Raw genomic sequence first — 25,631 nt, forward strand, 5'->3', positions numbered from 1 at the left:
GGTAATAGGTAGCACGTGGCACACCCAGCCATGAACAAGCTTTGGTGATCGTAACTTCCCCGTAAATCAACTCAACCAGTTCAACTATGATTTTTGGTGACAACTCCTTTCCATCTCCTTGTACTTTTTTAGCACATCTATTTGTTGCTTTAAGAACCGATTCTCCGCCTTTATTTGCTCCAGTTCCGAGGTAAACTCAGGTCCTTTACCGTAGCTRTATTGTTTGCCAACAGGCTGCTCTAAACGGTTTAACTCACCCCTACGATACCATMGCATCCAAGTTTTCACTTGCGTTTCATTTCGTATGTTGAGTTGCTCCATTACCTCCTTGACCGGAATGCCTGCTATTCTCATTTCAATTGCTTTTGTCTTTATATCCACTGGGTAACTTACTCTTGTTGCCAACGTAAAAACACCTCCAAGGTTGTCTCCATATCTTACGACATGGTTGCATTTTCTTGAAGGTGTTTTGATTTGTCTCACGTTATGGGGTCAGTCCCGCCCAATCAGTCAAAGAACGGTTTTTTTATTGATAGCCAGGTGTTAACATAAGTTCAATATTGTCGCTTGAAACGGGAGGACTCCAGAAGTAGCCCTGCATTTCATCACATTTATGTTTCCTCAAAAACTCCATCTGGCCTTCTGTCTCAACGCCCTCGGCGATGACCTGTATGTTCAAATTATGCGCCATAGCAATAATGGCTGCCACAATTTCCGCGTCGCTAGGATCCTGCTGAATATCACGAACGAAGGAACGGTCAATTTTCAAACGGTCTATCGGGAAGTTTTTCAAATAATGAAATGAGCTATATCCCGTGCCAAAATCATCTACGCTAATATTGACGCCTAAGTCTGTTAAATCGAGCAAGCAACGCGACACATGATTCACATCCATCGTCATCGACTCCGTTATTTCCAGATCCAAATATTTGGCATCAAGCCCTGTTTTGCCAAGAACGGCAGCTACTTTGCTGGCTAAGTCGTTTTGGACGAATTGTCTGATGGATAAGTTGACGGACACCGGAATAGGCGGAAGCCCTGAATCCTGCCAAGCTTTATTTTGACGGCATGCCTCTTCGAGCACCCAATCGCCGATTTGGACGATCATGCCGCTCTCTTCCGCTAAAGGAATAAAGTCGCCCGGCGGTATCATTCCTTTAAGAGGATGGTTCCAGCGCACTAGCGCCTCAACCCCAACCATCGTGCCCGAGACCAAGTCATATTGCGGCTGATAATGCAAAATAAATTCATTGCGCTGTATCGCACGGTACATTTCATGCTGCAGCGTAAGCCGCTCAAACGATGAATTGCTCCAGCTCTCCGAATAGAGCAGGCAGTCGTTTTTCCCGCTTTCCTTCACCTTTACAAGCGCCATGTCGGCTTTCTTGATTAGGGAGTAGCTGTCGTCTTCCTCATTGCGGTTCGTGACCGAACCAATGCTCGCTGTAATATGTAAGGGAAAACCGCTTAGCTCATATGGTTCTTCTATGGACCTCAGAAGCCGCTTCGAGAGCTCAAGCAAATGCTTCTCTGACTGTACATTGCAAAACAGCAGCGCGAACTCATCGCCTTCCATGCGAGCGGCAAAGTCGTTGTCAGACAGGTCTCTGTTTAATCGCTCGGCAACCTGCATAAGAAGGATATCGCCAAATTCGCGTCCGAACGAAGCATTGACGAGTTTAAAGCGATCCAGATCCAAGTAGCAAATGCCAACTACCCGTTCTTCTTCCCTCGCCCTAACCAGCGTCTCGGTCAGCTTCATCTGGAACAAAGTCCGATTCGGCAAACCGGTCATGTCATCGTAATAAGCCATATAGCGAATTCGTTCGACGTTTCGTTTGCGGTCGCTTAAGTCCTGGCTGATCAATACCGTGCCGATAACCTCGTTCTCTTGCAGCATCGGAGAGCAGGTTACTTGAAGCTCCAGCGGAAAGCCGGATCCATGCGTAATGTTAATATTGGTCTGCTTCGTTTCACCAAGCAAAGAATGCCCTAACGAATCTAGCAGCGACTGGCGGCTGCTGGGCTCGACCAGCCGGGATATCGGCTCTCCCAGAAGCTCGGAGCGCTGGTAGCCAAGCGTGCGGCTAGATGCTTCATTCATCTCCATGACGATGCCGCTCCTATTTAATATAGCAAGCGGTACCGTATCTGAGCGAAGCAAAGTTTCAACGATTGCGGTATGGTAGTGCTGTAAGCTGAACGATTCGTTACGTTTTATATAAACGATTATTGCGGTTACGAATAACGATGCGGCAATGGCGGCAGCCGTCCATTTGTACATTGGATTAGAAATCAATAAAAAAGCGACTACGATCCAAACCGACGCGAGTGCTGTAAGCAGGCAGCTGATCATTACCGATCCGCTTAATGGCTGCGTGCGCTGCCGCTTGTTTCTTTTAGGAAAACCATCCATCCGTTTCGTCACGCACAAACGTCCTTCCTCTATTCCGAGTCAAGTGAGTGTTCGCTTTATTATAAACGATGTATTCGTTCTGGTATAGAAATATTTACTAAAGTTAATCGTTTTTTTGTTACATTAAAGCATATTATGTCGGCAACTCGAAATATGACATTTTTTTTCAAAAAAATATTATGCTTTTTTAAATGCAGCAGCAATAACACAAACCCAGCCGGCAAGAATAGCAACGCCGCCCAAAGGAGTAATGATGCCGAGCTTGCTGAAGCCGCTGATGGAGAGTACATACAGGCTGCCGCTAAAGAGAATAGTTCCGCCTACAATAAGGCGTCCCCCGTTCAGTACAAGCTTGCTCGAGCCGATTTGCTTGGCGAATAAAGCAATCAGCATTAAACCCAAGGCGCTGTACATGTGATAGCGCACGCCTGTTTCGAACACCTCAAGGTAATGCTCCGTCAGCTGTTTTTCTAATCCGTGGGCACCGAAAGCGCCTAATGCGATCGCAAGCGCCGCATTAATGGCACCAATTGCAAAATATTTTGGAAACATGTGGTTTTCAATCCTTTCAAATTTGTGTATAATTTTACCGTAATTAGCAAAGGAGACGATAAAAATGGAAAATGAGCGCAATAACGGGACTAATTTCACTTCCGAGAACGAACCTTTTGCTTCTAAGCCAGTCTTCTCAAACGATCCTACCGTTTATGAAGATCCGAAGAAGCAATCTGGACTAGGCATTGCATCCTTTATTATTGGAATCATCGCCGTCGTATTGCTTGTTATTGCTATTGTATCAGGCTCCTCATTCACTGATCAAATCGCGAGCACCGAACTGCCCGATCCATCAGCAGGTAGAGTCGCATTTCAAAATGCTATCGAGGATCTTGGACAAGAAGTACTCGTTTCAATGGTATTGGCCATATTCTGTATCTTTGGCGCAGGCTTAATTTCGTTCGTCGGACTTATTTTGGCGATTATCGGTGTCTGCTCAAGCACACGCCGCAAGATGTTCAGCGTGATCGGCATCGTCCTTAACGTGGTCGTCTTTGTAGGCGGAATTGCTTTGTTTTTTGCGGGCATTAGCGCAATTGCCGCAAGCGCCGTATAAACCGGATTCCGCTTTAATAGAAGAGTCTGCTTCCGCCTCAATCGAGCGCGTGAAGCAGACTTTTTTATTGCCGTTTATTTCACTGTGAATTTTGTGCGGCTGAAGCCTTCCCTCGTTTTGACAACCTCAAGGCAAGCCGGGAATGCGTCCTTCAGCTCCTGTACATGCGAGATAACGCCAATCATTCTGCCTGCCTTCTGAAGATCCACGAGCGCCGCGATCGCCTTCTGCAGCGATTCCTCATCTAACGAGCCGAAGCCCTCGTCAATGAACATCATTTCGATCGTCACTCCGCCGAGATGAGACTGAATAACATCTGTCATTCCGAGCGCGAGGCAAAGCGACGCATTAAACTTCTCGCCGCCGGATAACGTCTTCACATCACGGTTCTGCCCCGTATAGGCGTCGTAGACATCAAGTCCAAGCCCGCTCTGCTTGCCTCGATTTTCAAGGCGGTCGCTTCTTTGCAAGGAGAACTGGCCATTCGATAGGTCGTGAAGCCGCACGTTTGCGGCAAACAAAATTTGCTCCAAAAACTCGATTAGAATATAACGCTCAAACGATATTTTAAGCGCATTATCCCCCTTCAGCATTTGGAATACGTCCAACACTTCCTCAAGCTTAGCCTCAAGGCCCTTCACCTGCTCATTTGCCCCGTTAATTGAAACCGAAAAGCGCTGAGCTGCCTGAGCGGTACGAAGTGCGGTTTGAGCGGCTGCAATCATATGCTCCAGCTGCTGCTTCAAGCCATCCAGCTGCCCCTTTAGCTGAACAAGATCCACTCTTGGCTTGCCGGCTAGCTCGGCCTGCAGCTCGGCAAGCTGCTGTGCTAACAATGAAACTGCCGTGCGATAAGCCGAAATATCGTTATGGAGCAGCTCTCTCGCCTTTTCAGTCAACGCCGCTTCACGATAGTGCTGAATTGTTCCAAAACCTGCTTTCGCAAGTTCCTCGAGCAGCCTCTGCTCGGCAAGAAGCTTATTGCTCTCCGCTTCCTCCTGCTGACGCTCGGCTTGAACTGCGTATGCCTTCTGTTCGGCCAGCTTCGCTGACGTTGCTTGAAGCAGCTCCTGAACAGACTTCCATGCTGCAAGCAGGCGGCTTGTGATTGCTTGCTGCTCCTTAAGCTTAACATTCAGCGTATCCGGCGAGCGCAGCGTATCCGGAATGCGCTCGAGCTCCTTCTGCATCGCGGATTGCTGCGAGGTTCGTTCAATGATTAACCGCTGCTGTTCCTGCTGAAGCTGCTCCTTCGCTTGCTGCTGCTTTTCAAGAAGCTGCTCCTGCTGCTCCATCTGCTGCTTGAGAACCGGAAGCTGCTTGGCCTGAAGCGATAGCTGATCCGTTTGCTCCTTCAGTACTCGCCATTGCTGGAGCAACTGCGCTCTTTGCTCCTCCAGCTTCACAGCTTGAAGACCAAATTCAGCCAGCTCTTTGGAGCCTTCCTCCCGGGTTGCGCGTGCCGCCGCCATTTGCGCGCGCGCGGCCAGCCATTCGCGTTCCACAGCGCTTAGCTGCGCTTTCGCCTCCTGCAGACGCTCCCGCGACGGCACTTCGGCGATTGTGACTGCTTTGGCAGGATGCTCCTCGCTGCCGCATACCGGACATGGCTTGCCGTCATGCAAATGGGCAGCAAGCAGCGATGCTTGTCCTTCGATCCACGAGGTCTCAAGCTGATCATGCTCCTGCTTTGCTTTGGCAAGCGACTGGGCAAACTCAGTTTCAAGCTGGGCAATCCGGGACATTTCCTTCTCAATATCCACTAAACGCTTGAGCTGCTTCCCTTGCTGCTCGATCAATCGCAGCTTGTCCAGCATATCGTTTAATTCAGCCGTCTCTTGCTCTATTTGTTTAATCTTTGCCAGCGCTGCTTGCTTCGCGTCACGAAGCTGAGCAAGCGCGGCCTCGCCAGCCTGCAGCTTATCGCCGCAGCTCTTCTCGGATTGGATCAGCCGATCGATCACCTGCTGCTGGCCAGCCAGCGTCTTCACGATCGGCACCATTTCCGTCAATCTGCTCAGCTCACGCTCGGACTCCCGCCGCGCCTCCTCGCGCTGCTCCTCAGCTGCATAACGCTCAGAAGCCAGCGTTTGCTCGCGCTCAGCGGCCAGCAGCTCAGCTTGCCTTGCAGCCAGCTGATTGCGCCTATTTATCGCATCCGCGTTAGCTCGCTCGCTCTGCTCCATATAAGGCGTCAGATGTGCTGCCTTCTCCGCTAGCGCAAGCTGCTGCTCCTTTGCCGCATACTCAGCCTTCCGTCCCTCCTGCAGCTCCTGCTGCGCCCGTTTCCGATCATATTCCTCATGCTTGCTGTTAAGCGTAATGGCTGACCGCAGCTGCGCCTCCTGCGCTTCTAGTTGAACCGCCAGCGCTTCCTTCTGATTCGCCGCCTGTCCAGCAAGCTGGCTATAGAAGTCGAACTCATGCACAAGCGCTTCCGTCATCTGGGCAGGGCTGTACACTTCCTGCTGCAATACGCGGGATAGCTCGCTATCCGCCCGCTCCGGGAGCGCCTCCTGCACTTGCTTCATATAAACATTCATCGTCGCTTTTGCTTCCTTGAGCAGGTCCTGCAAACTACGGTTTTTCTGTTGAAAACGGTTCTCCAGCCGTTCATAAAGCTCCGTGCGAAAAATGCGCCGCAAAATCTCTTCCTTATTATCCGTATCGGAAGTAAGCAGCCTGCGAAATTCCCCCTGCGGCAGCATGACGATTTGGCTGAACTGCTCCTTCGTTAGCCCGATAATTTGCTCCAGCTTCGCATTCACGTCGGAGAGGATAAAACGATCCACCGCCGGAACCGCTTCGCCGCTAGTCGTTTCGTACAGCTCTGCTTTGCCGCCTGTTTCGCTTTTGTTGCCGCCTTTGCGATGGGGCATCTGCCTCGTTACCGAATAGCTTCTCTTGCCTACCGCAAAATCGAAAACGACGGATGTATGCGTGTCCTCAGCTGCAAAATGGCTGCGCAGCATACGTGGGTCCGAACGGTCCTCGCCGCTTGCCGTGCCATAAAAAGCGAAGCAAATCGCATCAAAAATCGATGTTTTCCCCGCTCCGGTATTCCCTGAAATAACGAACAAGCGGCGATCCTCCAGCAGGCTGAAATCGATCGTTTCCGTATCGCGATAGGACCCGAAAGCAGTCATGGTCAGCTTAATCGGCCTCATAATGCCCCTCCTTCCTCGCGCAGCAGCTCTGCGTACGTTTCTGCAAACAACGCTCTTTTGGCCTCAGATAGCGGTTGTCCCTTGACCTCCTGATAAAATGAGGCAAATAGCTCAATCGGATCAGCCTCGCGCCTTCCGCCGCCGCCGCCCGCTTCGACTGTACCATCCATGCTTAAGCTGAGCGCCGGACGGCGGTCGACATGAAGCGCATTCGGATAAACCGCCCGCACCTTCTCCATCGGAAAGAGAACGGGATTGTCATTAAGCAGCGTTACGAACACATAATCCTCGTTGATTGGATGCTTCTCGATCTCTTCTATTGAAGCAGCTACCCGGCGCATGTTGCGCAGCGGCTTAAGCTCTCTCTTCTCAACGACTGCTTCGCCAGCCTCATTCAGTTCGACCACAAGATAACCCTTTACATGATTTTCCTCTGAAATCGAATATTTGAGCGGCGAGCCGGCATATCTTATCGTATTGTCTTTCACAAAATGTGCCTGATGCAAATGTCCGAGCGCCGTATAATGAAACCTTTCAAAATAAGCTGCGCTCACATGCTCGGCTCCGCCCACCGATAAAGGCCGCTCAGAATCGCTCGTATTGTGCTCCGGCTCCCCTGTCACAGTTACGAACGCATGCCCGACGAACACATGCCTTGCTGCTGGGTCCATTCCAGCTGCAAGCTTCGACGTAATAACGCGCATCGCATCATCATGGGAGCGTATCGCATCATCGCCAAGCTGGTAGCGGGCCTGCGCCGGATCGAAGTACGGAACAAGATGGAAATGGACTTCTCCATATGGATCTTGCAGCACGACAGGCTTAAACTCCTGCTTCAACTGACCGACAAGATGGAGGCCTCTCTTCTCCATTAATTTTGTGCCAAAATTAATGCGGTCAGGGCTGTCATGGTTGCCTGATATCGCTAGCACCGGCGTATTCAGATCAATGACAATACGCGCGAGCAGTTCGTCGAGCAGCTCAACCGCTTCTGTCGGCGGCACGGCGCGGTCATACAGATCCCCTGCAATGATGACAGCATCCGGTCTTTCATCTTCAATGGCTTGCAGCAGCTGCTCCAGCACATAACGCTGGTCTTCCGTCATATATACGCCTTGAACAAGCTTGCCTAAATGCCAGTCCGCGGTATGAAATAGTTTCATATAACCCAAACATCCCTTCCTAGCTCATCAAAAGCCAGCCTATCATTCTATCATTTATATTACCATTCGAATCGGCACAGCGCATCGTTTGCTTCATGCAGATTGACTTTCGCCTTGCGCTTCCCATTAAATGGCGTTAAAGTTAAACACGTCTCTAGCATATTTCCGTCTTTGCCTATTAAACGCTTCTATCATTATAGTCACTATTTTGGGGGTCAACAAATCGTGTCTCGCCTAACCGCCACTTTATCCAAAAACTACATCCTGCTGCTAATCGTCGTTTTTGGCGGTTTTCTCATCTTTGGTTTTTCAGAAAACATTAAAGGGCCCGCTCTCCCAAGAATGCAGGCTGATCTAAAGCTTGACGAGCTGCAAGTCGGCATACTGCTTGCCTTTAACTCGCTTGGCTATTTGCTTGCATGCAGCTTCACAGGCTGGCTCACCCGCAAGGCAGGCATGAAGCTAACGCTCGCACTCGCCTTTGGCTCTATGGCGGTATCGGGGGKTTGCATCTATTTTGCAGCCAACTATACCTCCATATCGTCCGCTTATTTCCTCATGTATGTCGGCAATGGGATACTGGAAATCGCTCTCGCCATACTGGCAGCTCGAATCTTTATCAAAAATACGGGCACGATGATGAATCTCGCGCATTTTTTCTACGGGCTAAGCTCCACCTTCGCGCCTATCATCGCTGCATCTTTAATGGGTGTGGACGTATTCGGCTCAGCGCTTGGCTGGCGCGGCATGTATATGCTTATGCTGGCGCTGTCGATATTGCCGATGCTGCCCGGACTGTTCGCCAAGTATACAAACGATGAAGAGAAGCACGAGGAACGAATCTCACTAAAGGAATTTTCGCGTGACAAAGTGGCGTGGCTTATCGTGGCCGTTCTTTCTTTCGGAGTCGTATCGGAGCTCGCCGTTGGCGGCTGGCTCGTTAATTTTCTGGAGAAGGCCTATGGCTGGAGCGGCGATGCATCGGCCAAAATGCTGTCTGCCTTTTTCTTCTGCTTCATGCTCGCGCGTCTTGTTCTTGGTCCCGTCACCGACAAGATCGGCTATACAAAGTCGCTTATCCTGCTATCGGCATTTTCCGGCCTATGCTCGGTTGCCGCGATTGTAATAGGAGAGCCTGGCGCGTTTCTATTTGCATTAGCGGGGGTAGGCATCGCTCCGATCTATCCGACCGTGATGGCGCTGCTCGCCAAACGTTATCCCAAAAATGCCGACACCGCCATTACGTTTACGGTAACCTTAATGGGCATTGCCAGCGTAATCGGCAATCTGCTAATTGGCGCCATTACGGATTGGACGAAGCGGCTGTTTGCAGGAAGCGGAGATACGCAAGCAAGTCTCGTCGCGGGGCTGCAAGCCGGCTATCTGTTTATTGCGCTTTGCGCTCTGCTCTGCGCTGCAACCTCTCTGGTGCTCTTCCGCAGGCTAAAGCGCGTGAATCAAGTTTTGTAGCGCGAGCCTGTTTCTAAATAAACAAGCACAGGGACCAAGTTTCCAACCCTCCATCCCCAAAGCAAAAGACAGTGTCCCCTTTACGGCTGCAAGCACAGCTGCGAAGGGGACACTGTTGTTACGCAGAGATCGACTGCAAGCATTCGTTCAGCTCCGTATGCCTCATGCCATGCGCTTTGGCGACGGCGGCGTGCGTCACGCAGCCAGACAGCGTATTAATGCCGCTCTGCAGCGCGGGGTAGGCAATCACAGCCTCCTTGACGCCAAGGTTCGCAAGCGCAAGCACATAGGGCACCGTTGCGTTCGTAAGCGCCGCAGTTGCTGTTTCCGGCACCGCTCCAGGCATATTGGCCACAGCATAATGCAAGACGCCATGCTTCTCGAATACCGGCGCCGCATGCGTCGTAATCCGGTCGATCGTCTCGAATATGCCGCCTTGGTCGATCGCTACATCGAGAATGACCGAGCCGCTGCCCATTGCCTTAACCGCGTCTTCCGCTACGAGCTTTGGCGCTCGCGCGCCTGGAATGAGTACCGCTCCAATGACCAGATCCGAGCTTGCAACGGCTTCGGCTAGCTGCAGCTTCGTCGAAGCGAGCGTATGCACCCTGCCTCCGAACCTTTCCTCTAAATACCGAAGCCTGTCGGCATCCGTATCGAGAATAGTCACGTCCGCACCAAGACCAATCGCGATTTGAGCCGCCCCCGTTCCGACAACGCCGCCACCAATAATGGCTACACGCCCTTTACGGACGCCGGGCACGCCGCCGAGCAGCAGCCCCTTACCGCCATGCGTCTTCTCCAGAAACTGAGCGCCGAGCTGCGCCGCCATTCTTCCTGCAATATCGCTCATTGGCGTCAGCAGGGGCAGCTGTCCGCCAGCTAGCTGCACCGTCTCATAGGCAATCGCCGTCACCTTTTGGCTAATAAGCGCCTCCGTCAGCTCCGGCTCGGCTGCTAGATGCAGATACGTAAACAAATGCAGCTTTTCATGAAAATAACGATACTCCTCCTTCAGCGGCTCCTTCACCTTGAGCACCAGCTGCTTGCTCCATGCATCCTCTGCATATGGCACGACAACCGCTCCGGCAGCTTCGAACTGCTCGTCAGCTATCCCTGAGCCGATACCCGCTCCGCGTTCCACATACACCTTATGCCCGCTGCGCATAAGCTCATGGACACCGCCCGGTGTAATGGCGATACGGTTTTCTTGGCTTTTCAATTCCTTTGGAACGCCGATCTCCATCATGGTTAGCCTCCTTGTTATCAGCTAAAAATATCGGGATGTTATCATTTTTTTCTTCGTATAAAATTCAACGCCATCCCTTCCATTCGCATGCAGGTCCCCATAGAAAGAATCCTTCCAGCCCGAAAATGGAAAAAAAGCCATCGGCGCGGGCACGCCCACATTCACCCCAAGCATGCCTGCCTCCGCTTCCTCGCGGAACTGGCGCACTGCCTTCGCATTTTCCGTATAGATGACTGCTGAATTGCCGAATCTCGAGCTGTTTACTATCGCTAACGCCTCATCCAAATCAGCAGCGCGCAGCACGGACAGCACAGGGCCGAATATTTCTTCCCTCGCAATTTTCATTTCCGGCTTAACCTGATCAAATATCGTCGGCCCAAGAAAGTAACCGTCTCCGCCACGCTCCGCCGCAAGCCTGCCGTCCAGCAGCAGCGCAGCGCCTTCTGCCGACCCGCTGTCCATATAAGTCTCGATCCGCGTACGATGCTCGTCTCTAATAACCGGCGTCAAACTGACGTCATCCCGCATGCCGGAGCCGATGACCATCGCTTCTGCGGCAGCTTGCAGCGCCAGCATAAAAACATCGCCGTCTCCGACAACGACTACCGCGGAGCAGGCCATGCAGCGCTCCCCTGCACTTCCGAAGGAAGAGGCAACAATATTTTCTACCGTCTTATCGATGTGGGCATCCGGCATCACGATATGCATGTTTTTGGCGCCGGCAAGCGCTTGAACTCTTTTGCCGTTAGCCGATGCCCGTTCATACACATATTTCGCAACGGGCTGCGAGCCGACGAACGATATCGCTTTGACGCCGGCGCTGCCTGTTAATCCATTTACAACGTCGCTTCCGCCATGGACCACATTAAGCACGCCTTCCGGCAATCCCGCCTCCTGAAAAAGCTGCGCCAGCTTGTTCGCGGTAAGCGGCGTTCGCTCGGACGGCTTCAGTACAAAGGTGTTGCCAAGCGCAATAGCGAGCGGAAACATCCAGCAAGGCACCATCATCGGAAAGTTAAACGGGGTAATGCCGCCTACAACGCCAAGCGGCACACGAAACAGCTCCGAATCAAGATCGGTCGCGATATTAGCAAGCGTTGCGCCCATCATATGCGTCGGCGCGCCAGCCGCAAACTCAACGTTTTCGATGCCGCGCTGCACTTCGCCGAATGCTTCCTTATAGCTTTTGCCGTTTTCGCTCGTAATGGTTTCGGCAAGCTCCCCCGCATGCTCCTGCAGCAGCTGCCAATAGCGGAACAGCACCCTTGCCCTGCGCGGAACCGGCGTTTTGCTCCAAGCCGGAAAAGCCTGCTCGGCAGCAAGCACGGCAGCCGCAACATCCGCTTCAACAGACAGCGGCACATAGGCGATAACGGCGCCGGTTGCCGGATTTAACACTTTATCCGCTTGCTCGCTCGCCGACTCTACCCATACACCATTAATTAGATTCCGTAATTTGTGCGTCTCCTGCCGTGTTGCGGGATCGATGGCCATTTCCTTCAGCTCCTGTATGCACAAATTTTCCGCTCACTCATTTTATTAATCTTGTATAATCATCTAAAAGCGTTACAAATCCGAGACGGACGGTGACTGCCTATGGTGAAGACGGTGCTGCAGCTAACGGTAAAGGAAATTTTGGAGCGTCCCCTGTTTCATAAAGCGGAAGCCATCGCCAGCGAGGAAGCGCTGAACCGCATCGTGAAATGGGTTCATATTATGGAAGTAACCCAAGTCGGCCATCTATTAAACGGCCATGAGCTTATTCTGTGCACCGGTATCGGCTGGCACGATGACGAGGCGCTCAGCCTGCTATTTCTGCAGCAGCTGATCGACAGCGGCGCTTCGGGTCTATGCATTGAGCTTGGCCAATATGCCAAGCAGCCGTTTGATAAGATGAAGGCGCTCGCGAAGCGCGAGAGCTTTCCCCTCATTTTTTTCCACGAAGAGGTCCGTTATATCGATATTACGCAGGATCTTCACGCCTACTTCATTCATCAGCATCATCGCATGGTATCTGAGCTGGAGACATTGTCTACCGAGCTTAACCAATTGCTGCTCTCCGGCAAGGGCATGATGTCTCTTCTTCGGCTGCTCCATCAAACGACTGGTGCCCAGGTAGCGTTCTTCCCGCTAGGCGCCGAACCGCACTTTGTCCCTCATATGCCAAGAGCCAAAGCCGATAGCTTCTATGAGCAATGGATTTACGGCAAAATGTTCGCCGAGCCGCAGCAGAAACGAATCATCGCCCATCGTCCGATACTGGCGCTCGACCACCTATTCGCCGATTTGCTGCTTCAAAGCAAGCTGGAGCTGAGTGAATTTCAAATATTGGCTTTAGACCGCGCTGCGACGGCCATTGCCCAGGAAATGATGCGCACCAAGTACATGGAGGAGCGCCGCCGCCATAAGGAGGATCTCTGGTCGGTGGACTGGCTGAGCGGCAAGCATTCAGCAAATGATGTGCAAGACTACATCCGATCGCTTAAGCCAGCCGCCAAGCTAACCGGGGTAACGGTTATTTTATTTGATTTCAGCGATGTGTCCAAACAGCTGGCCGACAAGGACGACGGCAATCTGCTCATTCAGAAAAATATGGTCGCGCGTGCTATTTTTGAAGGTGAAGGATTGCTGCTCCTCCCGCTGCTGCTGCATGACCATATCGTATTTATCGTGCTTGACCAGCTCAGCGCTATTCAATTCAAGGAGCGCCTCCTGCGTGCCATTCATCGGCTTCAGAAGACGGAGCAGCATCAGGAAGCGGCCTTCTTCTCGTCGCATATCGGGATCGGCAGCTATATTAAGCAATTAACGAATGTGCAGGAAAGCTACGAGACCGCTAAGGAAACGCTTGCGATTCAAAAGGATATCGGACCGCTCCCGTCTCCTTTCTACGGCGATTTGCATCTGCACAAAATTATTTATACGCTCAAAAAAGCAGATGCCCTTCCCGCTTTAATGGAAGAATATATCGGCCCAGTAGTTGCCAGCGATCAAGAGAAGAACGGCCATCTGCTGCAAACGTTAAACGTTTATTTGAGGTTATCCGGCTCCAAGCAGGAGACGGCGAAGGCGTTGTTCATCGCCAGGCAGACGCTCTACCATAGACTGGACAAGCTCGCTGCGCTCCTTGGGGATGATTTCATGGAGCCGGAAAAAAGGCTGACGATCGAGCTGGCGCTCCGGGCTTATGAATATGTGCATGGTCCGATCATTTAGCTGCCTAGAGACTGCTTAAGGAGCAGATTGACAAAATACTTCCGGGCATCCGCCGTCATAACGAGCAGCGTCGCTGCGTCTCCGCCTGGATGCTTAAGCTCCAGCGTGTCGCCGCTTAATCCTTCGCTAACGCCCGTAATGACATATTGCTGGCTGATATACGCATCGATTTTTCTTTTTTCTTCTGCATATTGCTCATAAGCGGACATGCCACTCTCCCCCCTTCAACGTTATTGCTTCACCTCTTGCTTGGATGCGGGCGCAGACGGGACTGCCGCAGCATACGGCTTGCGCTTCAAGTAGCGCCCCGCTCCGAACGAACCGACAAACTGCCGCTCTTGAATAACAAATTCGCCGCGCGACAGTACGCTTATCGGCTCGCCCGTCACCTGTATCCCTTCAAACGGATTATAGTCAACGTTCATATGATGCGTCTTTGCTGAGAGCGTACGCTCTGCCAATGGATCAAAGATGACGATATCCGCGTCGCTGCCCACGGCAATCGTCCCCTTTTGCGGGAAGAGGCCGAACAGCTTCGCATTGCGCGTCGATACGATATCTACAAATTCATGAAGCGTTATTCGCCCTTTGTGAACGCCTTCCGAGTAAAAAAGCGAAAACCGATCCTCAATGACGGGACCGCCATTTGGGATTTTGCTAAAATCGCCAAGACCAAGGTCCTTCTGCCCGTCAAAATTAAAGGAGCAATGATCCGAGCCCAGCGTTTGCAGCTGGCCGCTCTTCAGCGCATTCCACAGCACCTCCTGATGGAACGCTTCACGCAGCGGCGGCGACCACACGTATTTCGCCCCTTCAAAATCCGGCTGCTCCAAATAAGACTGATCGAGCACCAAATATTGCGGACAAGTCTCGCCCCAAATATCGACGCCTTGATTTCGCGCTTCTGCAATTTGCTGCACAGCTTCCGTGCAGGTTACATGCACTACGTACAGCCTGGCGCCTGCTAGAGAAGCAAGCTTCGCCGCACGCCCTGTCGCTTCCCCTTCAATAATAGAAGGCCTTGTCAGCGCGTGATAAATCGGGTCGGTGTTTCCTTCCGCGAGCGCTTTATGAATGAGGAAATCGATGACGTCGCCATTTTCGGCATGGACCATAACCATCGCTCCAAGCTCTTTTGCCGCGAGCAGCGTCCGAAACAACGTGCCGTCATCCGCTTGAAATACGTTTTTGTACGCCATAAAGACCTTCAAGGACGTAATGCCCTCTTCTTTGACGATCACCGGAAGCTCGGCAAGCACCTCGTCGTTGATTTCCCCGATCATCAGATGAAAGCCGTAGTCGATAACCGCTTTTCCGTCCGCTTTTTTATGCCAGCCATCAATCGATTCGCTAAGCGGTTTGCCTTTCGCCGTTAAGCAAAAATCGATGATCGTCGTCGTTCCCCCGAAAGCTGCCGCCTTGGTTCCGGTTGCAAAATCATCCGCCGTCACCGTTCCGCCGAACGGCATATCGAGATGGGTATGCGGATCAATCCCGCCGGGAAACAAGTATTTGCCTGCTGCATCGATAATTTCGTCCGCCTCGGCAGTTAAGTCAAATCCGATTTTGGCAATAACGCCTTCCTTAATCAGCACATCGGCTGTATACGTATCTGCCGCCGTAACGATCGTTCCGTTTTTAATGAGCTTCGCCGTCATCCTACACCGCCTCCTTCTTATCGGTATCGCCAGCTTCCTTGCCTTTCCCGAGTGCCGCGATTGCCGCTTGGCGCTGATTCCAGCTAAGCGGCATCTCCGTGGCGGGAACCTCAATCATCGAAATCGCGCCATCCACCGGACACACGATCGAACATAGGTTGCAGCCTACGCAATCCTCCTCGCGGACTTTGAGGTATGCCGCGCCATTTTCGTCCGTGTGACGTTCGATGCACTGATGAGAGGTATCCTCGCAAGCGATATGGCATTTGTTGCACACAATGCATGTCTCCTGCTCGATTCTCGCAACAACCGCATAATTCAGGTCGAGATTGCCCCAGTCGGAGTAACGCTCGACCGATTTCCCGATCAGCTCGTTCACGGATTTCAGTCCCTTATCATCCAAATAATTGTTCAAGCCGTCGATCATATCCTCCACTATGCTGAAGCCATGATGCATGGCTGCTGTACACACTTGGACTCCAGTGGAGCCCATGAGCAAAAACTCAACCGCATCGCGCCAGTTCGATATGCCGCCGATCCCGGAGATGGGGACGCCGACTAACGGATTGCGCGCGCATTCGGCAACCATGTTAAGCGCGATTGGCTTTACAGCAGGGCCGCAGTAGCCTCCATGCGCTCCCTTCCCGCCAACATGCGGAATCGTATTCCACGTATCGATATCTACGCCGGCTAGCGAGTTTATCGTATTAATTAGCGATATCGCATCCGCTCCTCCGCGAACGGCGGCTTTGGCAGTGGCCGTTATGTCGGTAATATTCGGCGTAAGCTTGACGATGACCGGCGTACGCGCAGCCTCCTTCACCCACATCGTCTGCATTTCTACCAGATCGGGCTGCTGTCCGGAGGCCGCGCCCATCCCGCGCTCGGCCATGCCGTGCGGACAACCGAAGTTCAGCTCCAGCCCGTCAACGCCGATATCCTCCACTCTTTTCACAATTTCATGCCATTTCTCGCGTTTGGGTTCAATCATTAACGAGACGACGACGGCATGCCCGGGAAACTTTTTTTTCGTTTCGTATATTTCCTTCAAGTTGATTTCAAGCGGCCGATCGGAGATCAGCTCGATATTGTTGAACCCCGCCACGCGCTGGCCGTTAAAATGAACCGCAGCAAACCGGGATGACGTATTGATGATCGGATCGCCAAGCGTCTTCCACACCGCTCCGCCCCATCCCGCTTCAAATGCCCGCTGCACCTGGTAGCCGGTATTCGTTGGCGGCGCGGATGCAAGCCAGAATGGATTTGGCGAAGATATTCCTGCCAGTTGGATGCTTAAATCAGCCATAACGTCCCCTCCCCGCACTTAGCGTATTGTAAATGGAATAGGCGGCCAGCTTGCCTTGCTGCGCAGCGGATACGACCATCGCTTCGCCCTGCCCCTCGCCAAAAATAACGTCTCCGGCCGCATAGATGCGGGGATTGGACGTTTGGTACGTCTCGGTATTCACCGTCACGATGCCGCGCTTATGTTCGATGCCAAGCTGCTCGATTAAAGGTTTATACCGCGTCTGGCCGATCGCCTTGATAACGACATCAACCTCAAGCAGGAAGGTGGAGCCTTCTACGGGAACCGGTTTCCTTCGCCCGCCGTCACCCGCTGCTTCAAGCCTCATCTCCACGCATTCGAGCGCTTTGACGCTGCCGTCCGCATCGCCGATTATTTTGCTCGGCGCGCTCAGCCATACGAATTCCACGCCTTCCTGCTTGGCGAACTCGAATTCAAAATCGTAAGCGGTCATTTCCTCTCTCGTCCTCCGGTAAACCATCTTCACATTCGCCGCTCCGAGTCTCACCGAGCATGTCGCGGCGTCAATAGCGGTGTTTCCCGCGCCGATAACGGCAATGCGCTTGCCGATAAAATCAGTCGAAAGCTCCGTTTTGGTCGCTTCCACAAAATCGATTGCATCATATACGCCTGTTAGCTGCTCGCCCTCGATACCGAGATCCGGAACCTTGGACATGCCGATCGCCAGCACGACCGCGTCATACTGCTCAAGCAGCTCTTCCGCTTGGATATCGACGCCAACCTTCGTGTTTGTCCGGATGTCCACACCAAGCTTTCTCACCTGCTCGACTTCCCAAAGCGAGATGCTCTGCGGCAAACGGAACGAAACGATGCCGTACGTATCAAGTCCGCCCGCCTGCTCCTTCGCCTCGAATATCGTGACGGCAAAGCCGAATCTCGCAAGCTCGCGCGCTGCGGACAGCCCTGCCGGACCGCCGCCGATTATCGCGACGGACCTCCCGTTGCTTTGACCGGCAGCGAATAAATTCTGATCGTTCTTGATCGCCCAGTCCGTCGCATAACGCTGCAAGCTCCCGATCATAATCGGCTTCGACGAGTGGTTCAGCACGCAAGCGCCTTCGCACAGCTCCTCCGTCGGGCAGACTCTTGAGCACGTAGCACCAACCGGATTCGCATCCATAATGGCGCGCGCCGATCCTTTCATATTGCCGGATGCAATTTTTTTAATGAAAGAAGGAATGTTGATGCCGGTCGGGCAAGCTTTAATGCATGGAGCATCATAACAATACAAACATCGATTTGATTCCTCTATCGCTTCCTTAGGCCTCATCCCCGCCTTCGCCTCGGCAAAATTGCGCCGCAGCGAATCAACGGGAATAAACGCCGCATTGACCGCCATGCTCATGTCCGTTCCCTCCTTATAAGCTCACGATACTGTCATACGTCTCCGGCCTGCGGTCGCGGTAAAACTGCCATGCGTCCCGAACCTCGCGAATGAGCTCCTTATTCATCTCGCCAATGATGACCTCGTCTTGGTCCCTGCTGCCGATGGCCACAATAGATCCGCGCGGATCGACCAAATACGATTGTCCGTAGAACTCGCCCATGTTCCATGGCGCTTCCGTTCCGACCCGGTTGATCGCTGCTACGTAATAACCGTTAGCTACCGCATGCGCCGGCTGCTCCAGCTTCCACAAATGCTCCGACGTGCCGGCGACCGTCGCGGAAGGGTTAAAGACGATTTCAGCTCCGTTTAGGCCAAGCGCACGCGCGCCTTCCGGGAAGTGCCGATCATAACAAATGTATACGCCAACCTTGGCAAAAGCCGTATCGAAGACGGGATACCCCCTGTTGCCCGGCTTAAAATAATATTTCTCCCAAAAGCCGCTCGTGCCCTCGCCCGCCGCTACATGCGGGATATGATGCTTGCGGTACTTGCCTAGATAAGCGCCGTCCGCATCAATAACAGCCGCCGTATTGTAGTAAGCGGCTATTCCTTCCCGCTCGTAAACAGGAAGAACGATGACGATGCCAAGCTCCTTCGCCAGCTCTTGAAACAACCTGGTTGTCGGTCCGTTCGGCACTTCCTCCGCAGCTGCATACCACTTCGTCTTCTGCTCGGAGCAGAAATACGGCCCGTAGAAAATTTCCTGCAGCGAAATCATTTGAGCTCCCTTCGCCGCCGCCTCGCGAATGAGTCCCATATGCTTCTCGATCGCCAAGCGCTTGTGGGCTTCTACCGGCTCATCGCCATGCAGATCATTTGATGCTTGTATGAGTCCAACCTTAACGATGGTCAACTTCCATCTTCCCCTTCCTGCAAGCTCATTTGCCTAGCTGTCCGGTAAAGGAGCTCCACGCCAAGCTCAATGTCCTCCGGTGACGAGTACTCCTTCGGATTGTGGCTGATCCCATCCTTGCACCGAACAAAAATCATGCCGTAATCGCACACATACGACATCGTCAGCGAATCGTGGAACGGGCCGCTCATCAGCTCCGGCGGCGCAAGCCCCATCCCCGACGCCTGCTCCCGCATAAGCGCTCTCAGCCCGCTCGCGCAATAACGCGGATCGCTCCTCGTATCCTCGCGAATCGTGTACGTTAAGCCATGGTCGAGGCAAGCAGCGTTTATGAGCGCAAGCAGCTTTTCCTCAAGCGCGTTTCTTCTAGCGAGATCGATATCCCGAAAGTCAACCGTGAAGCTCACCTTCTCCGGAATAATGTTCCGTGAATCCGGAAAGACCGTAAGAGAGCCAACCGTCCCGACCGTCGGTGCGCCATACTCCTCGGACGCCAGCTCATTGAGACCAACGATGACCTTCGCGCAGCCGACCAGCGCATCTTGGCGCATCGGCATCGGTACGGAGCCTGCATGCCCTGCAAAACCCGTCATCTCCACCGTCCACCAGACGGGACCCGATATGCCGCTAACGATGCCGATTGGTTCACCTTGCGCTTCGAGCACCGGGCCTTGCTCAATATGCAGCTCCAAAAACGCGCCAATTCGGCCTTCTTGGAACGTATAACCTTCAAACTCGGCAGGATCGCATCCAAACGCCAGCAGCGCTTCCCTGCGGGTCATCCCGTTCTTGTCCATACGATCGAGCTCGCCTTCCTCAAGCTTCCCTGTCATGCCGCGGACGCCGAATAACCCTTTATTGAACCTGCAGCCCTCTTCATCGCAGAAAGCGACAACCTCGATATTGGAGGCTGGCCGGAAGCCCGATTCAACCATCGTCTGAACAGCTTCGATTGCGCCTAACACCCCAATAACGCCGTCATACCTTCCGCCATACGGCTGCGAATCAACATGAGAGCCAAGCATTAAGACCGGCGCAGCGGAATCAGCGCCTGTCAGCACGCCTATTAAATTGCCGAACGGATCGATGCGCGTCTCCATTCCCGCTTCGATCATCCAGCTTCGCACCAGCTCTACGCCGGCTAGGTCTTCCTTCGATAGCGCTAAGCGGCATACGCCCGTGTCTCCGATTTTCCCGATTTGCGCCAGCTCAGAAATGCGCTCGTGCAGCCTCTTGGAATTAATGGCTGCTATCGTCGTCTCCTTCATGCCTTCCCCTCCTCTCTCAGCTTCCGAAAACATCCAGCAGCGTATCGGCAATAAATACGACTTCATCATCCGTCGTCGATAAAGGCGGACTAATCGTCAAAATATTCATAAAGCCCGGTACCGTATCGCCATTTTTGCTGATAAGAAGCCCTCGTTGCTTGCACCCCGCTAAAATAGAGGCCACTCTTGCAGCTGAAGCAGGCTCCTTCGTCTGTTTATCCTCTACCAGCTCAATGCCGATCGCCGAGCCAAATATTCTTATTTCACCTACATTCGGATGCGCCTTTAGCGGCTTTATCCGGCTTAGCAGATCTTTGCCGATATAAGCAGAGCGGCTCACGAGGTTTTCCCGCTCTAAAATTTCAATGTTTTTCAGCGCTACCGCGCAGGAAACGGGGTTGCCGCCGAAGGTGTTCACATGCCGGAAATGGCTATCCGGCCCGCTTTCCTTGAAGCTCTCATACATTTCAGCCGATACGGCCGTAGCTGATAGAGGGGAGTAAGCGCTTGTCATCCCTTTTGCCATCGTCACGATATCCGGTCGTACGCCAAAGTTGAGATGCCCAAACTTCTCGCCCGAACGGCCAAAGCCGCATATGACCTCGTCAACGATAAGCAGCACATCATGCTTATCGCAAATTGCCCGAAGCTTTGCTAGATAATCGTCTGGCGGCACGATCATTCCGCCGCCCGTAATAACCGGCTCGACGATAATGCCTGCAACCGAATCCGGCCCCTCCCAAATGATCGCATCCTCGTAGGCTTTGGCGCACTGCGTCTCGCAGGCCCCCTTCGTTTGGCCAAAGGGACAACGATAGCAGTAAGGGGGCGGAACATGAGTGAAGCCAACCCCAAGCGGCTCGTACTTCAGCTTGCGCTGCGCTTGACCCGTTGCGCCCAGAGCACCCATGGAGTTGCCGTGATAGGCGCGATGGCGCGAAATAAACTTATGCTTAGCCGGTTTCCCACGCTGATGGTGATATTGGCGTCCGATTTTGAAAGCAACCTCGTTCGCGTCCGATCCCGAGTTGGAGAAGAAAATGCGGTATTCTCCCTCCAGCCATTCATTTAGCTTCGCAGCAAGCTCTATTGCAGGAACATGCGATTGAATAAGTGACGAATAGGCGATCTTCTTCATCTGCTCGGCAGCCGCGTCGGCAATTTCCGCTCGTCCGTGGCCAACATTGACGCACCATAGCCCGGACATCCCGTCCAAATAACGATTGCCGTCCATATCGGTAATCCAGCTGCCTTCTCCCGATACGATTACCATCGGATTCTCATTATGTGGAGAAATATGATGCCATAAATATTTGCGATCCTTCTCAAGCAGCTCTTCCTTAGCTTCCGTATTCATTGCTGCCTCGTTCACGCCCATAGACTGCTTCTCCTCCTTCGCGACTGCCGCTCATATCGTCGTAATGACCGCGGATGAAACCATCCGCGATCGTTATAGACTAGCGTATGCGCCTACTTGGCCGCATCTTCCAAAATTGTTTTGTCGACAGCCGCCGCCAAATCCGGAGCCTTCTTAATAAGCGCGTATTTGAGCGCGATATCGACGGTCCGCTGCACCGCCTCATCGACAAATGACCCTACCTGCGCCTCCGAGAACCCATCCGGCTTCACGAGCTTTGCCATCTCCATCAGCATCGTCGTCTGATGCTCCTTCGTCGTGCTTCCTTCCGTTACGGCGCTCATCACGATATCTACCGATTCCGCTTGATTGGCAATCGCGTAATTCCAGCCCTTCATCGTCGCTTTAATCGCCTTCACCGCCAGCTCGCGATTGTTTTTGAGCCACTCGTCTTTCACAATCAGCGTATCCTCCAGCATCCCGACGCCCGCATCCTCGAAATCATATACGTACAAATCTTCTTCCTTCACGCCGCTTTCAAGCACGACATGATATTCGTTATAAATGGTAGAGACCGCAACATCCAGCTGCTTGTTAAAAAACTGATCCATCGTAAAGCCTTGCTTCACCAGCTCAACGTCCTTTTTTGGATCAAGACCGTTTTTCTCCATGAACGCAAGCACTTGGAACTGCTGGCTGCCCGTCCACATGCCAACCTTTTTGCCTTTCATCTTCGCCGGCTCGTCAATGCCCGACTCCTTGCTCGCTACGAAACGATAGGAGCTTTTTTGGAGCACCTGAGCGATGGAAACGAGCGGCAAACCGTTATCACGGTTAACAAGCAAGCTGTCGAAGCTCGTTACGCCTATGTCTGCCGCGCCATTTACAACCTGCTGCTCGATTACGACATCCGGCCCGCCCGGAATAATCTCGACGTCCAGCCCTTCTTCCTCGTAGAACCCTTTTTCCTTCGCGACAAAAATACCGGCAAACTGTGCCTGCGGCACCCATTTCAGCTGAATTTTCACTTTCTTTAGCGGTTCAGCGGCTGGCTTCTCTGTCGCTGCCGAGCCGTCAGTGGCAGATGCGGGCTCATTTGTTGCAGAAGCCGGCTTGTTAGCGTTGCCGCACGCAGCAACTGCAAGCAGCGAAAGCACAAGCATCATCGTTAAAACGGGGTGCAGCCTACGGTTTTTGTTTGTCATGCAGACCATTCCTCTCCATTTTCAATTTTCTCTATTTATAAAAAGCTGCTGTCAGCCCCTGATGACGCGTAATGGTCGAACGGAACCTCTGTTTTGGGCTAATGCTTTCGCTGCGCAACATGCCAGGGAATAACCAGCCGTTCCGCAAGCTGAACGAGGTAATATAATACGATGCCAAGCACTGCCGCAATAACGATGCAGGACCAAGCAAGCGGCATGTTCGCAAGCTTGATTTGGTCGGAGAGCAGGTAGCCAAGCCCCCGTGACGATATAAAAAACTCCCCGACGATCGCTCCGATAATACTCGTCGACATATTGATTTTCAAAGCGGTGAATAGATGGGGAAGCGCCGCCCGCAGACGAAGCTTCATGAACACCTGAAATTTCCCGGCTGCATAGGAATGCATGAGCTCTATGGACGCCTTGTCGATCGACCGCAGCCCTTTGAAGGCGGTGACGGCCATCGTTGCCATCGTCATGATGGACACGATAGCCATTTTGGAAGCTACGCCATCGCCGAACCAATTGTTCATCACCGGAGCCAGCGCCACGATCGGCACGGCATTCAAGGAAGCCATAAGCGTAATGCCCCCGCTTCCGAACTTCGGGAACCATGAGGCGGCAGCAGCTGCAAGCAAGCCGAGCAGCGATCCGATTAGACAGCCTCCCAGCATCTCGCTTCCGGTATAGAGAGAATAGCTCCACAGCACATCGGAATTTTCCCCGATCGAAGCCGCAATGGAGGATGGAATCGGCAGCTGGTATTGCTCTAACGCGAACAGCCGATGAAAGCCTTCAAGCTGCCAAATGACGAGAAAGACGATGCCAAGCCAAAATGGCAGCAGAAACGCGGGACGTTTGCGTTTGAAACCGGCTTTCATTTTGACAGCCGAAGGTTTGGAAGGGACGCGTTCGGCGGAGCGTGCCGCAATCATTTCCTTCATTCTTCCTCCCTCCCCTTCGCCCGGAATTCCGGCTGCCAAGGCGTCAGCCACCTCTCCAGCAAGCCGATGATCAGAAACAAGCTTAAGCCGATAGCCATGCTGACAAGAACCGTTGACCAGAACATATAGACCTGCGACGTTCCGTAATAAAGCGAGCTGATCATCAGAACGCCGATGCCGTCCGGCGCACCCATTAGCTCCACGATGATGGATGCGGTTATGGCAAGCGGAGCGGATAGCTTAAGCCCGGCAAATACGCCTGGCAGCGCCGCTTTCAGCTTCAGCTTCATATATAGCGTCCACGTGGAAGCCGCATAGGAGCGCATCAACTCGAGCTGTTCGGATTTTATGCTTTGCAGTCCCCGCAGTGCATGAATCGTAACCGGGAAAAAGGTGACATAACCTGCCATTAGAATGCGGGACAGCGCTGCATCATGGATGATCCCGTAAATAATAGGGGCTAGGCCAATGATCGGAATCATTTGAGAGGCAACCATATAAGGGGACAACGTATTTTCAATGGTTCGCGACAGGCTCATAACAATGGCAAGCAAAAAACCGATTGCCGAGCCAATAACGAAGCCGGTAATGGAATTGCCAAATGTAATCGCGCCCTGCTCCATCAAGGCAGGAAAATGGTCGATTAGGTTGCTGATGACAAGATGCAGGTATGGCAGCTTAGAGGCGGGATTAATGATATGGGCAACATTAGCGATGAACCATGCCATAACCTCCCATAACAGCAAAACCATTGCCGCCCATATTGCAATCGCGCCGCCTTGCCCATAGCTTCTAAACCATCTGCTCATCAAGGAAGCCACTCTCCTCGTAAAAGCAATTTCTGACCTTTCGCGTCATTTCATGGAACCGCTCCGTTTCGCGAAAATGAACAGAATCGCTCTCCTCTCTCGCAATATCCACAATGGAGTGAACTTTGCCCGGGTGAGCCGAGAGCACAATGATGCGATTCGACAGAAAGACAGCCTCGGGAATGCTATGCGTGACGAACACGATCGTTTTGTTTGTTTTGCGTTTAATGGCAAGCAGCTCCAGCTGCAGCTTCTCCTTCGTAAATTCATCCAGTGCGGAGAAGGGCTCATCCATAAATAAAATAGGCGGGTCTAAGGAAAGCGCGCGAGCAATGGCAACCCGCTGCTGCATGCCGCCGCTGAGCTGCCACGGGTAATAATTTTTGAAGGCGGAGAGCCCGACCATTTCGATAAGCTGCTCGGTCAGCGCATGAAACTGCGTTTTTTTCTGCCCAAGCACTTCAAGCGGAAGCTCAATATTTTCTTTGACGGTTCTCCATTCGAACAAGGTGGGGTTTTGAAAGACGATGCCGAACTTTCGGCGGAGGCGAACTTCTCGAGGATGCTCATTTTGGATCGTAATGCTGCCCTCGCTCGGCTCAAGCAGATCGGCCATTAGCCGAAGAAGCGTGGATTTTCCACAGCCCGAGGGACCAAGGAGCGATACGAATTCATTTTGATAGATTTTGAAGCTGACCTGCTTAAGAGCGGTAACCTCATGACCTTTTTTGCCAAAATGCATAGATACTTGATCGACAATGATTTCAGCCTGTTTTGCAGCTTCGGATAGATCCATGAAATCCCTCCTCGTCGTTTATGTCATTTTTCATGTTAGGTATGAGATACGTTTCGATGTTTATATGTTATATTATATAACACCATTTTAAAATTACATTATACAAAATGGTTAAAAATCCGCTGCTTCGTTTGACATAATGTCAAGTAGAGCTGGCCAAGCCATTCGATAGATTGCTAGAAATGGACTAATTTTCCTTCACATAACCGCTCCGCTCTTGAATATATTGAGTAAC

Annotated in this window: 21 protein-coding genes; 3 read left to right on the plus strand and 18 right to left on the minus strand. The window is 52.4% G+C overall.

All coding sequences use genetic code 11. The features are described 5' to 3' along the window. Positions 1–84 precede the first annotated feature (84 nt). The 3 genes from ADU23_RS33080 to ADU23_RS31225 all read right to left on the minus strand — a co-directional run bounded on the left by ADU23_RS33080 (position 85) and on the right by ADU23_RS31225 (position 2,968). Positions 85–405, minus strand: a complete 321-nt coding sequence (locus ADU23_RS33080; protein ID WP_053377328.1) for a helix-turn-helix domain-containing protein — start codon at positions 403–405, stop codon at positions 85–87. A 121-nt stretch (positions 406–526) separates the two neighbouring features. Then, on the minus strand, positions 527–2,428 hold the full coding sequence (locus ADU23_RS31220; RefSeq protein WP_053377329.1) for a putative bifunctional diguanylate cyclase/phosphodiesterase: 1,902 nt from the start codon (positions 2,426–2,428) through the stop codon (positions 527–529). A gap of 165 nt (positions 2,429–2,593) precedes the next feature. Further along, on the minus strand, positions 2,594–2,968 hold the full coding sequence (locus ADU23_RS31225) for a DUF423 domain-containing protein (protein WP_053377330.1): 375 nt from the start codon (positions 2,966–2,968) through the stop codon (positions 2,594–2,596). Positions 2,969–3,032: 64 nt separating this feature from the next. Between ADU23_RS31225 and ADU23_RS31230 the strand changes: the two genes are divergently transcribed. Beyond that, entirely contained in the window at positions 3,033–3,527 is a 495-nt protein-coding gene (locus tag ADU23_RS31230; RefSeq protein ID WP_053377331.1) for a hypothetical protein, read from the plus strand. Between the two features lie 74 nt (positions 3,528–3,601). Here ADU23_RS31230 and ADU23_RS31235 read toward each other — a convergent pair whose 3' ends face one another. Both ADU23_RS31235 and ADU23_RS31240 read right to left on the minus strand, forming a co-directional pair. After that, positions 3,602–6,694: an AAA family ATPase gene (locus ADU23_RS31235; RefSeq protein ID WP_053377332.1), complete on the minus strand. Its 3,093-nt coding sequence runs from the start codon at positions 6,692–6,694 to the stop codon at positions 3,602–3,604. Beyond that, a complete protein-coding gene (locus ADU23_RS31240; RefSeq protein ID WP_053377333.1) occupies positions 6,691–7,857 on the minus strand; it encodes an exonuclease SbcCD subunit D in 1,167 nt (388 codons plus the stop codon). The genes ADU23_RS31235 and ADU23_RS31240 overlap by 4 nt, the downstream gene beginning before the upstream one ends. 225 nt (positions 7,858–8,082) lie before the next feature. Between ADU23_RS31240 and ADU23_RS31245 the strand changes: the two genes are divergently transcribed. Next, complete coding sequence (locus ADU23_RS31245) at positions 8,083–9,327, plus strand: MFS transporter (RefSeq protein ID WP_442950639.1); 1,245 nt, start codon at positions 8,083–8,085, stop codon at positions 9,325–9,327. Between the two features lie 118 nt (positions 9,328–9,445). Here the strand turns inward: ADU23_RS31245 and ald are convergent, their stop codons facing one another. Further along, positions 9,446–10,573, minus strand: a complete 1,128-nt coding sequence (gene ald, locus ADU23_RS31250) for an alanine dehydrogenase (RefSeq protein WP_053377334.1) — start codon at positions 10,571–10,573, stop codon at positions 9,446–9,448. 24 nt (positions 10,574–10,597) lie between these two features. Then, the gene (locus ADU23_RS31255; RefSeq protein WP_053377335.1) at positions 10,598–12,070 is read right to left on the minus strand and encodes a CoA-acylating methylmalonate-semialdehyde dehydrogenase; all 1,473 of its coding nucleotides are present in this window, start codon (positions 12,068–12,070) and stop codon (positions 10,598–10,600) included. Positions 12,071–12,172: 102 nt separating this feature from the next. On the opposite strand from ADU23_RS31255, the gene ADU23_RS31260 reads away from it, so the two are divergent. Further along, complete coding sequence (locus tag ADU23_RS31260; RefSeq protein WP_053377336.1) at positions 12,173–13,792, plus strand: PucR family transcriptional regulator; 1,620 nt, start codon at positions 12,173–12,175, stop codon at positions 13,790–13,792. On the opposite strand, the gene ADU23_RS31265 is transcribed toward ADU23_RS31260, so the two are convergent. The 11 genes from ADU23_RS31265 to ADU23_RS31315 form a co-directional block, all read right to left on the minus strand. Next, positions 13,789–14,001: a hypothetical protein gene (locus ADU23_RS31265; protein ID WP_053377337.1), complete on the minus strand. Its 213-nt coding sequence runs from the start codon at positions 13,999–14,001 to the stop codon at positions 13,789–13,791. The two genes, ADU23_RS31260 and ADU23_RS31265, sit on opposite strands and share 4 nt — an antisense overlap. Before the next feature lie 21 nt (positions 14,002–14,022). Then, positions 14,023–15,450, minus strand: a complete 1,428-nt coding sequence (hydA, locus tag ADU23_RS31270; protein WP_053377338.1) for a dihydropyrimidinase — start codon at positions 15,448–15,450, stop codon at positions 14,023–14,025. Position 15,451: 1 nt separating this feature from the next. Next, the gene (gene preA / locus ADU23_RS31275) at positions 15,452–16,756 is read right to left on the minus strand and encodes an NAD-dependent dihydropyrimidine dehydrogenase subunit PreA (RefSeq protein WP_053377339.1); all 1,305 of its coding nucleotides are present in this window, start codon (positions 16,754–16,756) and stop codon (positions 15,452–15,454) included. Then, positions 16,749–18,116 carry an NAD(P)-dependent oxidoreductase gene (locus ADU23_RS31280; RefSeq protein WP_053377932.1) on the minus strand — a complete coding sequence of 456 codons (1,368 nt, stop codon included), beginning with the start codon at positions 18,114–18,116 and terminating at the stop codon, positions 16,749–16,751. The genes preA and ADU23_RS31280 overlap by 8 nt, the downstream gene beginning before the upstream one ends. Positions 18,117–18,135: 19 nt before the next feature. Then, positions 18,136–19,017 (minus strand): nitrilase-related carbon-nitrogen hydrolase, encoded by an 882-nt coding sequence (locus tag ADU23_RS31285; RefSeq protein WP_053377340.1) that lies wholly within the window; start codon positions 19,015–19,017, stop codon positions 18,136–18,138. Continuing rightward, positions 19,014–20,285, minus strand: coding sequence for a M20 family metallo-hydrolase (locus ADU23_RS31290; protein WP_053377341.1), 1,272 nt, complete (start codon positions 20,283–20,285; stop codon positions 19,014–19,016). The genes ADU23_RS31285 and ADU23_RS31290 overlap by 4 nt, the downstream gene beginning before the upstream one ends. Before the next feature lie 16 nt (positions 20,286–20,301). Further along, positions 20,302–21,663, minus strand: a complete 1,362-nt coding sequence (locus ADU23_RS31295; RefSeq protein ID WP_053377342.1) for an aspartate aminotransferase family protein — start codon at positions 21,661–21,663, stop codon at positions 20,302–20,304. A 92-nt stretch (positions 21,664–21,755) separates the two neighbouring features. After that, positions 21,756–22,847 (minus strand): ABC transporter substrate-binding protein, encoded by a 1,092-nt coding sequence (locus ADU23_RS31300; RefSeq protein WP_063846125.1) that lies wholly within the window; start codon positions 22,845–22,847, stop codon positions 21,756–21,758. Between the two features lie 98 nt (positions 22,848–22,945). Beyond that, complete coding sequence (locus ADU23_RS31305; protein WP_082198196.1) at positions 22,946–23,791, minus strand: ABC transporter permease; 846 nt, start codon at positions 23,789–23,791, stop codon at positions 22,946–22,948. Continuing rightward, positions 23,788–24,600: an ABC transporter permease gene (locus tag ADU23_RS31310; protein ID WP_053377344.1), complete on the minus strand. Its 813-nt coding sequence runs from the start codon at positions 24,598–24,600 to the stop codon at positions 23,788–23,790. Before ADU23_RS31310 ends, ADU23_RS31305 begins: the two co-directional genes overlap by 4 nt. Then, complete coding sequence (locus ADU23_RS31315) at positions 24,584–25,396, minus strand: ABC transporter ATP-binding protein (protein WP_053377345.1); 813 nt, start codon at positions 25,394–25,396, stop codon at positions 24,584–24,586. Before ADU23_RS31315 ends, ADU23_RS31310 begins: the two co-directional genes overlap by 17 nt. Positions 25,397–25,631 lie beyond the last annotated feature (235 nt).

The organism is Paenibacillus sp. FJAT-27812 (assembly GCF_001273905.1).
GTDB lineage: Bacteria > Bacillota > Bacilli > Paenibacillales > Paenibacillaceae > Pristimantibacillus.